This window comes from Candidatus Villigracilis proximus, assembly GCF_016717045.1.
GTDB classification, from domain to species: Bacteria; Chloroflexota; Anaerolineae; order Anaerolineales; family Villigracilaceae; genus Villigracilis; species Villigracilis proximus.
Genome location: NZ_JADJUO010000018.1, coordinates 25,044 through 37,950 on the forward strand (window position 1 = coordinate 25,044; position 12,907 = coordinate 37,950).

Below are 12,907 nucleotides of genomic sequence, written 5' to 3' on the forward strand. Positions count from 1 at the left end.
CATTCAAATGGTAAAATTCCTGCACGCATGAAACATTTTTTAAAAGATAAACGAGTAGTCTTATTTTGGGCTTTGCTGGCGCTGGTCTCTTTGGTGGCGCTTGGCAGCGCATTGAAAGATGTTTCCTTTCTCCCCTCACAGCCCATCGGCTTTTCAAATCAAAATTCCAGATTGACAGATTTGTCGCATATTGCCGTGTTATTGGTCAGCGCAGCGGAAGTCCCATTCTGGCGGCAGATCACATTTTGGGCGGGGGTCTTTATAATTGTTTTGCTGATCTCTTCCCTGCTCTCCCCTGAACTGCGCAAACAATTGATACAGACTTTTTTAAAAGTTGCCACCTTTTCCATTCTCCTGCTTTATGTCATCAAAAATAATTCTGATGTGCTGGCAGGGTTTGTCCTCCAGATTCCATATATGGGAGACACGCAGAACACATTGCCGTCACCGCAGATCGCGCCGCCCGTATTCCAACCACCTCACATCCCAACCTTTCTATCCTTTCTCATTGCTTTTGGTCTGATCTTGCTGGGAAGCGTGTTCCTGTGGACTTTAAACCGCTGGTGGGAAAAACAAAAAGAATTGCGTTCGGCGCGCCAGCCATTAAAAGAAATTGCTGATATTGCCCGTTTGTCTTTAAAGGATATTGAGGCGGGTCAGGATTCACGCGATGCGATTATTCAATGCTACGAACGGATGAGCAACGCTGTGGGCACAAAGCGCGGATTACAGCGCGAATATTTTGTGACACCCGCCGAGTTTGCTTCACGTCTTGAGCGCGCTGGGCTGCCGCGCGAACCCGTAACACGACTCACACGTCTGTTTGAATCTGTCCGTTATGGGGGGCGGGTTTCAGGTGCGACCGAAATAAACGAAGCAGTGTCCTGCCTGACCTCCATCTTAAAGTATTGCGGAGAAACAAAATGACCTTGCGCCGTTGGTGGATCATCCCGGGTGTGGTTGCAGTTTTTGTCATTTCATTTTTACTGCGAGATACGATTCAGCGCACGATCATCCTGCCACTGGCATATTTTTGGTGGCTTATCCAATTATCCTATCGGGCTGTGCCGCAGGTGATCTTATGGATGCTATTGCTCCTGACCGTATTTGTTTCAATGTTTAGGCTGATCCCGATCAATAAACCCGTCCTAAGTATGCGGAAAAATCAACAGGAGCCGCTATCTGGCCCGATTGGAAGTTTTTCCCAGTGGATCGAAAAGTCGCCGCGCGGGATATATTACAAGTGGCTGGTTGCCAATCGGTTGGGCAAGGCCGCGCGTGAGTTGCTCGACCAGCGTGAAGGCCGTATCCGAAAAGGATATATGCGCCTTAGCGGTAAAGGTTGGAATCCGCCGCACGAAGTGGATGCGTATCTTGAAGTTGGTTTGAATGGATCGTTCGCAGAGTTCCCGCGTTCGCGGTGGATGGGCTGGAAATCAAAGCCAACACCATTGGATGTGAATCCGCAGCAGGTGATCGAATATCTTGAAAGTGAGATGGAGACGAGTCATGACAGAAATCGCAAAGGTATCTGAGTTAAGCAGGCAGGTTATTAATGAAGTGGAGCGCGCTGTCGTTGGCAAGCGTGATGTACTTGAAACGATCATGGCTGCCGTATTGGCCGGCGGACATGTGTTGCTGGAAGATTATCCCGGCCTCGGCAAAACCTTGATCGCGCGCAGTTTTGCATCTGCACTCGGGTTGGATTTCAAACGCATCCAATTCACTCCCGATCTTTTGCCCGGCGATATCACAGGCGGATATATTTTCAATCGCACAAAGAACAAGTTTGAGTTGCGTCAGGGACCCGTATTTACAAATATCCTGCTGGCAGATGAGATCAACCGCGCTTCGCCCAAAACACAATCCGCCTTATTGGAAGCCATGCAGGAAGGACAGGTCACGATGGAAGGGGAGAGTCTTAAATTGCCCGATCCTTTTCTGGTGCTTGCCACGCAGAACCCGATTGAATATGAAGGTACCTTCCCATTGCCAGAAGCGCAGCTTGATCGTTTCATGTTGAAACTTACTGTGGGTTATCCCAGCCTTGAAGAGGAAAAAGAAATCTTGAAGCGCCGCCGCGAGCGCAAGCAGGATGAACTTACGCTCAGGCAGATCACCAAACCAGCTCAACTACTTGATATGCGTGCCGCGCTTGAAACTGTGCATGTAGACTCTGATCTCGAAGGATATATTTCCGCGCTCGTTCATGCCACACGTGTTGATCGTCGAGTTGCTGTGGGAGCAAGTCCGCGCGGATCATTGGCTTTTCTTAAAATGGCACGCGCTCATGCTGTGCTTGCCGGCCGTGATTATATTTTGCCTGATGATGTCAAACACTTCGCCGTGCCCGTTTTGACTCACCGGCTTTTGCTTCAGCCCGAGTATTGGATGTCACAGCAGATCAATGGCGATGTTATTCGCGATGTGTTGCGCACCACTCCCGTGCCCGTTATAAAATAAAGTGTATCGTTCCATTCTGCTCGCCGCGTTTGTCTATGGATTATTACTCACAGGGCTGATTGCCTTGCGCGGTGAATTTATTGCGCTGGCAATTCCCTTTATGCTTTATCTTTTATATGGATTCTGGAGCGCGCCCGAAGAAATGGATCTGCGCATCGAACGCAGTCTTTCCAATGACCGCACAACTCCTGATTCGGAAGTTGTGGTGACAATTACCGTAATCAATCAGGGATCAGATATCGAGGAACTTTTTCTTGAGGATAATATCCCGCCCAATTTGACAGTCCGCATCGGTTCGCCCCGCCACCTGCTTTGGCTTCCGAAGGGCAGTTCCCACACGTTTACATATACCGTCATAGGCCCGCGCGGCTCATATCCTTTTGAAACCATCTCCGTCGCAGCCGTGGATTTATTCGGTGTGAATCGGCATGAGCAATTCATACGAGCCAAAGACCGGTTATTTATCTTCCCTGAATTTAGAAGACTCAAACATGTGTCCATTCGTCCGCGCAGGACACGGGTGTATGCAGGTTCGATCCCTGCACGCGTTGGCGGCTCTGGGACGGAGTTCTTCGGCGTGCGTGAATATCAATTCGGTGATTCTCCGCGCACCATCAACTGGCGCGTGAGCGCACGACATGATGAGAATCTATACTCAAATGAATATCAACAGGAACGCGTGGCAGATGTCGGTTTGGTTTTGGATGCGCGCACTCGTGCGAATCTTCTTCATCATAACCAATCCATTTTTGAATCTTCAGTGACAGCAATTGCCGCGCTTTCTGATGCTTTTTTGAATCAAGGAAATCGCGTAGGTCTGCTGGTTTATGGAAATTATCTCGGCTGGACCCTGCCCGGCTATGGAAAGATTCAACGTGAACGCATTATGCAAGCGTTGGCACATGCGGAGATCGGCGTCAGTTCGGTCTTTGCTGGTCTTGAACATTTATCGCCGCGCATGTTTCCGCCGGAATCACAGATCGTATTGGTTAGTTCATTGGTCAATGACGATTTGAATGTGCTGGTTCAGTTACGTGGGCGCGGTTATCAGGTGCTGGTGATCAGCCCTGACCCTGTCAAATTTGAGCTTGGATTTTTACCGCCATCATCGCAGGTGAATTTGGCCGCGCGTGTCATCCGCATGGAACGTGACTTATTAATTCATCGGCTTGAGCGCGCGGGGATTCATGTCATCGAGTGGGATGTGTCCATTCCGCTCGATCAGGCTGTTGGTCCGGTTTTGATGCGCCAAAGGAGAGTATTGTGACGTTGACCGCACTTATATCCAGCATTGTGATCTGTTCCATATCGCTTGCATATGGTTTTGCCTTGCGCGGATTTACATCCTTTGCGATTTGGATATTAATATTCGGCGTGGGCTGGTTGATTGCTGTGTGGCAGGAATGGAAATGGTATACACCGGTTGCTTTATTTCTGGCAACGGTGGCCGCCGCATTTGGTTTATGGTTTGGCTTTATCCCCGGATGGATGTTTGCCGGTGGTATCTTTGCCCTCTTCGCCTGGGACATGTCTGATTTTCGTCAGCGTTTGCGCCTGATGGCAAAAGATGATGACACACGCGGCATCGAGCGCCGTCATCTTTTGCGCATTAGTTTACTCGCCATGCTTGGATTATTTCTTGCATCCATCACCATGCTGGTGAATGTGCAATTTACTTTTGAATGGAAAGCCCTGCTTGTGATCGTGATTTTGCTTGGGCTTGGTCAATTGGTGGGTTGGTTAAAACGCTAGGAAATTTAACCGCCAAGACACTAAGTTTTTTCTTTGTCACTTCGAGACTTTGTGGCTTCGTGGTTATTAATGGCGTTCATCATTTTCTATATTATTTAACCAAGCTTCTGTTTCTTTTGGATGTTTAAAGTGAATCACCTGTAAATGTGAATTTTCAGGCAGGGCAAAGAGCATCGGGTATTCACGTTTGCGCCGCCAGTAGGTTTTGAACAACCAGTGAAAGAGGGAATTTTCGGACCAAAGTTTTAAATGGGTTAAAAAACTTTCTCGGTTGCCATGCCATAATTCCTCACGCATGATCGATCTGCGCAAGGTGCGCGTGAGCAAACGCCAGAACACAATATGGAATGGATAATCAAGCCAGATCAACACCTGTGCACGGGGCCAGATCAAGTCACGGGCGACACTGTAATTTCCTGCCACCACCCAGTTTGATGCGCTGGTGGCTTTCTCCACGCGTTCGCGGAAGATCTCATCGGGTGCTTCGACCCAATTTGCCTCCCAGTGCAATCCGTCCAATTCAATAAAGTCCGCGTTGAGTTTTTCAGCGAGTTGACTCGCCAGCGTTGTCTTGCCTGAGGATGTGGTGCCGATCACAACAGTGCGTTTACTGGTGAAATTTGTTTTCATGGAAATTTTCGCTGCAGCCAACCTCTATGCAGATCGGGCAACCCCATTCATGTAAATACTGACGATCTCGCGTATGGTTTCAGGGTGCAGGGGAGTGGATCCGGTGTGGGCTGGATAAAATAAGGATACATCATTCCCAACAAAGCCCAGGTGGCTACGGATGGATTAATTGCGCGAAACTCTCCGTTCTTAACACCCGCCTGAAAGATGGCCTGCAGTTTTCCAGTGAATTGATCGTGATAGGTCTTGTCGAATTTTTTGCGTGATGTGGCGCTGAGTTGTGACATTTCCTGGCTGGCAAGGCGAATGATCGCACGATGTTCAGTGGGCTGCTTTAAAACATATTCCACGAACAGAGCGATTTGTTCACTGCACGATACCTGTTTTGATTGAATAATATCTATTGCTTTTCAATGTCGTTTCAAATTACCTGCCATTGCCAGGAATAATTCTTCTTTATCCTTAAAGTGATAATACAAAGCGGCTTTTGAAACCCCGACCGCTTCTGAAATTTGACGCATGGCCAGTCCATGATAGCCTTGCTGCATGAACAGACTTTTTGCTGTATCAAGAATTTGTTCGCGTAAACCAACCTCTGGAATAGTCATAAACTAATTGTAACCTCTCTGACCTTATCTTTCCAAAGGGTCAGAGAGGTCACTTAAAATAAACTAGTGTGTTGTTGAAACAGGCTGGGCATTCTCTATCATGCTCAATTCCTGCTGGCGATTCTTTAACCCCAGGGTCAGAATAACCATAATACCGGCGACGATGCCGATCACCATATAAGCTGTTCCATAGCCTTTTACGCCGCCGCCCATGGATGCCGCGACTGCGCCGATCAATGCGCTGCTGGTCAATTGACCGACACTGGTGAAGAGTGTGATCAGGCCTTGGGCAGATGTGCGATCTGCAGCTGAAGCTTCATTGAGCATGATGTACCGCATCGCGCGCCCAACAGGGATGAAAGTCCCAGCCCGATGACGGCTCCAGAGGCGATGAATCCCCACAGCATGGAGATCAAGCTGCTATTACTCAACATAATCATACCAGCGGCAAGTAAAAGGGTGCCGCCAAATACCATTACTTTGGAACCAAATTTATCCAATAATCGGCCGACAAGAGGTGAACCAACTGCCATGGCAAGCACAACAGGCATTAGTAAATAACTGGCGTTATGCTCATTGATTATTGAAGGCATGGCAGCTACCGCGAGTGCCGGGATGAAAACCATACCTGATTCTCCCAAACCAGCTCCAGCGGATAACATGCTGGCGATCACAGTTTGGCGGCTCTTGAACAGGTTCAAATTCAAAATGGGATCTTCCGCTTTTCTTTCTATGGCAGGGAAGACAAACAACAGCACAATGCCGATCAACAGGAAAGGCCAAACACTAAGTGAAGCCAGACTGCTGAAGAAATTCTGTGTGTCTATTTGATTAAGACCAAATGCCAGGGAGGCCAGCATAATGCCCAGAACCATCATCCCAGCCAGATCAAATGGACGACCGGAGGCGGGACGTGAGACTGGGAGCACGCGCCAGCCCATGATAATTACGGTCAACGCGATTGGCAGGTTGATGATAAAAAGCCATTGCCAGCCGGTGACTGTCAAAATGATTCCGCCAAGGATGGGTCCCACTAAAAAGGCCAGGCCAAATACCGCGCCGATCAACCCCAATGCGCCGCCGCGTTTTTCGGTGGGAACGTGTCACCGATGACTGCACTGGCTACCGGGAAAATTCCGCCCGCACCAAATCCCTGCAGAGCGCGCCCGATCAATAACATCGCAAAGAGGTTTTGAGGTGACAGAGCAACGACAAGCGATCCCAGCGCAAAAAGGGATACGTCCAATACGTAAATTGAACGCCTTCCAAACGTGTCTGACAGTTTTCCATTAATGGTGTGCCGATCAAATTGAAGAGCACATAAATTGTAAAAGTCCACGTAAGGATACGGTCGCCAATCCCGAAGAATTTTTGAATAGAGGGCAGGGCAGGGGCAACGATTGCAATATCCAATGCGCCCATTAGGACGCCTAGAAAAAGAACCAAAAGTACTTTGTTGCGGGTTTTATCATCCATGTTTTATTCTCCTATTCAAACTTACTTACCGCTGGTAAGTTGATAATATCAAGGCCTATTGTTGCTGTCAAGTTTGAGCGTAAGAGATGTGTATGAAGAAGAGAAGTAAAGAGGCTTGTTGAGCGGACGAATTCATCAAAATGGGCCGGGGGTATAATTTGCCAATCACAAATCCAAAATCGCAAATCCAAAGAGGTTTCCATGTTTGATCTTCCTGATGATGAAATTCTTCCCCTTTCCAAAGAGCATGTCTTCTGGACGTGGTCTGCGCAAGCCAAAGTAAATCCGATTGCCATCAAGCGTGCTAAAGGCGTATATTTCTGGGATGTGGACGACAAGCGCTATCTCGATTTCAACTCAATGACGATGTGCGTTAATATCGGTCACGGGAATGAACGGGTTATCAAAGCCATGCAAGATCAAGCTGCAGAGTTACCATATGCCGCGCCGGGTATGGCCACCAAAATCCGCGCTTTGGCGAGCAAAGCCGTAGCGGATATTACTCCGCAAGGCGCATTGACCAAAGTCCTCTTCACTCTTGGCGGCGCAGATGCGAACGAGAACGCCATCAAGTTAGCGCGTGGATATACAAAGCGTCACAAAATTCTTTCGCGTTATCGTTCGTATCATGGCGCGAGTGCAGGAGCCATGGCTGCCACAGGCGATCCGCGGCGGGTGGGTTGGGAGCCAAACTTAATGACAGGTGTGGTGCATTTCCTCGACCCGTATCGTTATCGCTCCACCTTTCATCGTACCAACCCTGATATTTCAGAAGCCGAGTTCACACAGGATTATTTGAATCATCTGGAAGAAATTATTTTATATGAAGGACCCGAGTCGATTGCGGGCATTCTTATGGAATCAGTAACCGGTACGAACGGCATCATCATCCCGCCGCAGGGATACATGCAGGGCGTGCGTGCCTTATGCGATAAATACGGCATCGTCATGATCTGTGATGAAGTCATGAGCGGATTTGGTCGCACGGGAAAAATGTTTGCCATCGAACATTGGAATGTCGTGCCCGATATGATTACCATGGCCAAAGGACTCACGTCCGCGTATGCGCCTTTGGGTGCGGTGGCGATGAAGCCTGAGATTGCAGCGGCTTTCGATGAACATGCTTTTGAAAGCGGTCTGACTTACACTTCGCATCCGATTTCATTGGCGGCGGCTGTGGCGAATATCAGCGTGATGAAAGAAGATAAACTCGTTGAACATTCCGCGGGCATGGGCGCGGTGTTGCGCAAGATGCTGGTTGATCTTGGCGAGGCACATCCATCCATCGGTGAAGTGCGTAATATTGGTTTGTTTGGGATTATTGAGCTGGTCAAAGACCGCAAGACCAAGGAACCGATGGCGCCGTGGAACGGGTCATCGCCTGAAATGGCTGCGCTGAAAAAATATTGCACCGATCACGGGCTGTTTCTTTACACCCACTGGCATACCGTGTTAATTATTCCGCCCTTGATTATTACTGAAGAAGAATTAAAAGAAGGTATGGATATTTTGGATAAGGCGTTGGAGATCACTGATAAAGCTGTGAAATAAGCAGTAGACCAGACTTCCGAAGTCTTTTTTGAGTCGTCCATGCGTGGAGGCTTTAAGAGAGACTTCAGAAGTCTTTACGCAAGAACCAGCAGACTTTGGAAGTCTTTTTTGAGTCGCCCATGCGTGGAGGCCTTAAGAAAGACTTCCGAAGTCTTTTTAAAGTTAATATAAAAATGGAATGATCCGCTTTGAAGCATGTTTGCGCAAAGGCCAGACTTTTTTGTATTGCTCAGCATAAATTTTTTCAAGATTGTTCATGCGGTTGATGATGCCCCCACAAGCGGAAACATTAATGCCAGCCCGGCCATGATCGGCACGCAATTGCAAATCCCAGACAATAAAAAAATAGAGCAAGAAGGATGGGGTAACGGATCCACCTAAAGGGACCTTCATACAATAAAACAGGATCATCATATGCCAGCTCGCCTTTGTCTCGCAGATGGTTGGCCCATGCAAGGTTTGCCCACACAGAAAGCATTGCACCGATCAAATAAATTCCAAGCCCCAGCCAGCGCAATGCCGGATTCTCATTCCACACCAAAATATTTCGTCTATCGCCAAAAGCCGATAAGATAAAAATGATCTCGAATATGTGAACATGCCAGCGTGCCATGTCAAAACGATGTTCGTGGTGAGGCTCTGGTGGCGTGATATAGGTCACCCATGCATGAAAGATTGCCTGCAATGCGACAATGATCACAAACCCAGTGCGGGCTGGGTTGGAGAAGAATCCTTCCAGATCGTCAATTCCCCATGCAAGCAGGGGCAACCCCATCAGGACAAAGGCGCGGGAGAACAACTGCCATAACGCAGACCAGATTTTGCTTTTGGAAATTTGATTGAGAGTCATTAATCTATCCAACTTGCGAAATATAAAATTACTCAGGCAGTTCAATAATAAACGTCGTGCCTTTGCCAACTTCACTTTGCGCTTCGATCGTGCCGTGATGCGCGAGTATTAATTGTTTTGCAATCGCGAGTCCGAGTCCGCTGTTGGTTCTTTCGGTGCGGGATTTATCGCCGCGCCAGAATCTATCAAAGATAAAGGGGATATCTTCCGCGGGGATGCCTGATCCTGTATCCCGAACAGCGATTCGGACTCCGTCGACAGTTGATTCTGTTTCGAGAGAAATTGTCCCGGCTTGTGGTGTGTGACGGATGGCATTGGATATTAAGTTGGATAATACCTGATTCAGGCGGTCATAGTCTGCGGTGAGTTCTTTATCAGAGTTGGTAATGTTTGATTGTAGAGAAATGCCGAGGGATGCGGCGTGAGTGGAAAAACTTGAAGTGAGATCCTCCATCAGATCGGCAAGCAGGAAGCGGGTAGGGTGAAGCGGTAACTGCCCTGCTTCCGCCAAAGAAAGAGTCTGTAAGTCATTCACGAGGCGGGCCAGCAGTTTGGTCTCATCCAATGTGTTGTTGATATTTTCAGGGTTCGGTTCATAGACACCATCGAGGATGCCTTCGAGATTGCCCTGGATGATATGCAGCGGCGTGCGCAGTTCGTGAGCGATATCGGCGGTGAGATTGCGGCGCTGCTGCTCGGCGCGTTCGAGCTCGCTGACCATTTTATTAAAGCGTTTGATCAACTCTTGAAACTGCGGTGAATTATGATCGGGGACGCGCACAGAGAGATCACCTTCGGCAACAGAGTCGATGGCGTTGAATATTTGTCCCAGTGGTTTGCCAAGGCGGGCGTATAAAGTGAAGATAGAAATGATTGCTAGCAAAATAATTGCGAACGGCGCGCCGCATACGAGCAGCCAAATATTTCTAACTCCCGAATATTCTGAAAAGATCAGATAAAGAACAGCGGCAGTGCCTCCAATAAAAAGCGAGATGACGCTGAAGAAGAAAAATGCAAATGGGAAGAATCGACGACCACCGCGCCAGCGGCGGGATGGGGGAGAGTTATCGGAATGTTCGTGTGTGTGATTAGCCATGATTAAGTGTTGTAGATCAAAAGTTGTTAGTTTTCAATGAAACGATAGCCGATGCCATAGACAGTTTCAATGGCGAGGCTGTTTGATTCGGCTTCAAGTTTTTTGCGGAGATTCTTGATGTGTGAATCTACGCTGCGATCTATGCTGGATGCAGCTCCGTGCAGGTCTTCGAGCAGTTGCTCACGGGTAAGGGTTTGCCCGGGACGGTTTGCAAGGATGACAAGCAATTTGAATTCGTGCGGCGTAAGTTTGATGGGATTGCCATTGAATGTGACTGAATATTTTTCTGTGTCTATTTCGAGTGCGCCAATGCGAATGATGGTTGGTAATTTAATATCTCCGCGTGTTCTGCGAAGAAGCGCACGCACACGGGCGACGAGCGCGCGCGGAGAGAACGGTTTGGTGATGTAATCATCCGCGCCGATCTCAAGGCCTGTGATCTGATCCACTTCTTCGGCGAGGGCGGTCAGCATGATGATCGGCACGTCGCTTTCACGGCGCAGGATCTTGCAGACTTCACGTCCGTCGATGTTGGGGAGCATAAGGTCGAGGATAATCAGATCAGGCTTTTCGCGGCGGGCCGTTGTCAGCGCGGATTGACCGTCTGCGGCGGTGAGGACGCGATAGCCGTTCTTTTCAAGGTAATCACGCGCGAGGCGGGCGATCTTGGGTTCGTCATCTACGACGAGGATCAGTTCGGTCATGAGGGAAGAAGTATGAAGGATGAAAGATGAATTATGAAGGATAAATACTTTGCGTGAGAAATGAAACGTGAAATATGAAACGTGATGAGAAACGAGTAATGAGTCGGCTTTTATTACTTATTACTTATTACTTATTACTTATTACTTATTACTTATTACTTATTACTTATTACCCATTTCTCTTTTCTCTATTAACCTTTAATCACTTCGATCACAACTTTGCCTTTGGTGTGTCCGTTTTCGACATGGCGATGCGCTGCGACAATCTGGCTGAGGGGATAGGCTTTTTCGATCACAGGTTTTAATTTCCCTTCTTCAAAAAGCTGACGGAAAAGATCCATGTCTTTGTCATTGGGGTTTGCAAGATGCATTTTTATGCGTTCATCGCGGGTTAACATGCTGAGAAGAAGTTGCGTTAATTGAAATCTGGCTTTCAATGGGTTTTCTGTAATGTAGATGCCTGTTTCAGTTAAAGAAGGCTTGCAACTGTAATATGTCCTCCAGCCGACGGCATCTAAAATAACATCATACTTTTTGCCGTTTTTGGTGAAATCCTCTTTGGTGTAATCGATCATATGGTCTGCCCCAAGTTTTTTCACCCAGACAAGATTGGGCGTGCTGCATACAGCAGTGACTTCTGTTTCATAATACTTGGCAAGTTGAACAGCGAAATGCCCAATACCGCCCGATGCGCCATAGATCAAAACTTTTTGTCCCTTTTTGATTTGGGCGATATCTCTTAATGCCTGAAGCGCTGTCAATGCGGCGCATGGTATGGCGGCTGCTTCCTGAAAGGTGGCGTTCTTCGGCATCAGAGTTATTCGGTCTTCACGCACGCGTACATATTCCGCATGTGACCCAACACAACTTCCGAAGACACGGTCACCAGCCTTGAATCTGGTCACGTTTTTGCCAACGGATTCAACTGTCCCTGCAACATCTATGCCCAGGATTTGCTGTTTGGGCTTTAGAAAGCCATTACTTGATCGGGTAGGCAGAAATCCTTTTCTCAATAGATAATCATACGGGTTGACTGATGCACTGTGTACTTTTATTAATACTCTGTCTTCATCACCATCTTGAATCGATGGCTGGTCAACATCTTCTATTTTCAAGACTTCGGGGCGACCATACGATCTGTAAACTGCGGCTTTCATAAGGGCATTCTCCTGTAAGGTGATTTTATGTTTGCCAGCCCAATCCTGTATGCAGGGTTGGGCTGACGTTTACAAATTATTCTTTTTTATCGCCTTCGTTGCCTTCTTCGGCGGGCGTTTCACCGTGAGCGCGTTTGTGCCACTCATTGAACTTTGGGGGAAGTCCGCCTTCCCAGTCTTTGCCCCAGTGACCGTGATGTCCGTGGCGGCCCCAGCCGTGTCTCATGCCGCGGAAGAAGATCATCTTCATGAAGCCGAAGAACAGGAAGAGGAAGAAGATCGAGCCGCAGATGCCGAAGGGCACAAAGCCAAAGTGATGGCGACCGTACATCATGGGGTTGCCGTAGCCATAGCCGTGACCGTACATCATGGGCGGCACGGGTGCGGACTGTCCGCTTTCGGCGGCTTGCGCGATGGCGGTTGCTACTGCTGGAGCTTCTGAGATTCCTTGTGCCACACCGGCTTTGTAAGCCATGAATCCGCCGCCGATGAATAGAGCAGTAAGGAGCAGAAAACCGATAACTCTAAAAACAATGAAAGGACCTTTACGAGACATTTTTACCTCCATTTGGTAATTGATTTTGTTTGTTCTTTCGCCCTAAATTTATCAATCCATTGTG

At 48.2% G+C, this 12,907-nt stretch carries 16 protein-coding genes and 1 pseudogene; 6 read left to right on the top strand and 11 right to left on the bottom strand.

Features of this window, described 5'->3' with window-relative positions; genetic code table 11:
* Positions 1-27: 27 nt before the first annotated feature.
* Genes IPL71_RS17845 through IPL71_RS17865 form a run of 5 tightly spaced genes read left to right on the top strand, consistent with a single transcriptional unit; the run spans position 28 to position 4,215 of the window.
* Positions 28-927 carry a DUF4129 domain-containing protein gene (locus IPL71_RS17845; protein ID WP_345323960.1) on the top strand — a complete coding sequence of 300 codons (900 nt, stop codon included), beginning with the start codon at positions 28-30 and terminating at the stop codon, positions 925-927.
* Positions 924-1,535 (top strand): hypothetical protein, encoded by a 612-nt coding sequence (locus tag IPL71_RS17850; RefSeq protein WP_345323962.1) that lies wholly within the window; start codon positions 924-926, stop codon positions 1,533-1,535. The genes IPL71_RS17845 and IPL71_RS17850 overlap by 4 nt, the downstream gene beginning before the upstream one ends.
* Complete coding sequence (locus tag IPL71_RS17855) at positions 1,510-2,463, top strand: AAA family ATPase (RefSeq protein WP_345323964.1); 954 nt, start codon at positions 1,510-1,512, stop codon at positions 2,461-2,463. Before IPL71_RS17850 ends, IPL71_RS17855 begins: the two co-directional genes overlap by 26 nt.
* Before the next feature lies 1 nt (position 2,464).
* Positions 2,465-3,730, top strand: coding sequence for a DUF58 domain-containing protein (locus tag IPL71_RS17860; RefSeq protein WP_345323966.1), 1,266 nt, complete (start codon positions 2,465-2,467; stop codon positions 3,728-3,730).
* Positions 3,727-4,215, top strand: a complete 489-nt coding sequence (locus IPL71_RS17865; protein ID WP_345323968.1) for a hypothetical protein — start codon at positions 3,727-3,729, stop codon at positions 4,213-4,215. The genes IPL71_RS17860 and IPL71_RS17865 overlap by 4 nt, the downstream gene beginning before the upstream one ends.
* Before the next feature lie 66 nt (positions 4,216-4,281).
* Here the strand turns inward: IPL71_RS17865 and IPL71_RS17870 are convergent, their stop codons facing one another.
* From IPL71_RS17870 to IPL71_RS17900, 6 genes and pseudogenes are all read right to left on the bottom strand, one after another.
* Positions 4,282-4,845, bottom strand: a complete 564-nt coding sequence (locus IPL71_RS17870; protein WP_345323970.1) for a shikimate kinase — start codon at positions 4,843-4,845, stop codon at positions 4,282-4,284.
* A gap of 47 nt (positions 4,846-4,892) precedes the next feature.
* Positions 4,893-5,249: a TetR-type transcription factor C-terminal domain-containing protein gene (locus tag IPL71_RS17875; RefSeq protein ID WP_345324214.1), complete on the bottom strand. Its 357-nt coding sequence runs from the start codon at positions 5,247-5,249 to the stop codon at positions 4,893-4,895.
* A 6-nt stretch (positions 5,250-5,255) separates the two neighbouring features.
* Entirely contained in the window at positions 5,256-5,453 is a 198-nt protein-coding gene (locus tag IPL71_RS17880; protein WP_345323971.1) for a TetR/AcrR family transcriptional regulator, read from the bottom strand.
* A gap of 63 nt (positions 5,454-5,516) precedes the next feature.
* On the bottom strand, positions 5,517-5,780 hold the full coding sequence (locus IPL71_RS17885) for a hypothetical protein (RefSeq protein ID WP_345323973.1): 264 nt from the start codon (positions 5,778-5,780) through the stop codon (positions 5,517-5,519).
* A pseudogene (locus tag IPL71_RS17890) lies at positions 5,732-6,699 on the bottom strand (MFS transporter). The gene IPL71_RS17885 and the pseudogene IPL71_RS17890 overlap by 49 nt, the downstream one beginning before the upstream one ends.
* Positions 6,624-6,929, bottom strand: coding sequence for a hypothetical protein (locus IPL71_RS17900; RefSeq protein ID WP_345324224.1), 306 nt, complete (start codon positions 6,927-6,929; stop codon positions 6,624-6,626). The pseudogene IPL71_RS17890 and the gene IPL71_RS17900 overlap by 76 nt, the downstream one beginning before the upstream one ends.
* A gap of 201 nt (positions 6,930-7,130) precedes the next feature.
* Here IPL71_RS17900 and IPL71_RS17905 point away from each other — a divergent pair, with 201 nt between their 5' ends.
* Positions 7,131-8,480 (top strand): aminotransferase class III-fold pyridoxal phosphate-dependent enzyme, encoded by a 1,350-nt coding sequence (locus IPL71_RS17905; protein WP_345323979.1) that lies wholly within the window; start codon positions 7,131-7,133, stop codon positions 8,478-8,480.
* A 289-nt stretch (positions 8,481-8,769) separates the two neighbouring features.
* Here IPL71_RS17905 and IPL71_RS17910 read toward each other — a convergent pair whose 3' ends face one another.
* From IPL71_RS17910 to IPL71_RS17930, 5 genes are all read right to left on the bottom strand, one after another.
* Positions 8,770-9,330: a hypothetical protein gene (locus IPL71_RS17910; protein WP_345323980.1), complete on the bottom strand. Its 561-nt coding sequence runs from the start codon at positions 9,328-9,330 to the stop codon at positions 8,770-8,772.
* A gap of 28 nt (positions 9,331-9,358) precedes the next feature.
* On the bottom strand, positions 9,359-10,426 hold the full coding sequence (locus tag IPL71_RS17915) for a sensor histidine kinase (protein WP_345323982.1): 1,068 nt from the start codon (positions 10,424-10,426) through the stop codon (positions 9,359-9,361).
* A 26-nt stretch (positions 10,427-10,452) separates the two neighbouring features.
* On the bottom strand, positions 10,453-11,130 hold the full coding sequence (locus IPL71_RS17920) for a response regulator transcription factor (protein ID WP_345323984.1): 678 nt from the start codon (positions 11,128-11,130) through the stop codon (positions 10,453-10,455).
* Between the two features lie 191 nt (positions 11,131-11,321).
* The gene (locus tag IPL71_RS17925; RefSeq protein ID WP_345323985.1) at positions 11,322-12,287 is read right to left on the bottom strand and encodes an NAD(P)-dependent alcohol dehydrogenase; all 966 of its coding nucleotides are present in this window, start codon (positions 12,285-12,287) and stop codon (positions 11,322-11,324) included.
* A gap of 76 nt (positions 12,288-12,363) precedes the next feature.
* On the bottom strand, positions 12,364-12,843 hold the full coding sequence (locus IPL71_RS17930) for a hypothetical protein (RefSeq protein WP_345323987.1): 480 nt from the start codon (positions 12,841-12,843) through the stop codon (positions 12,364-12,366).
* Positions 12,844-12,907: the final 64 nt, after the last annotated feature.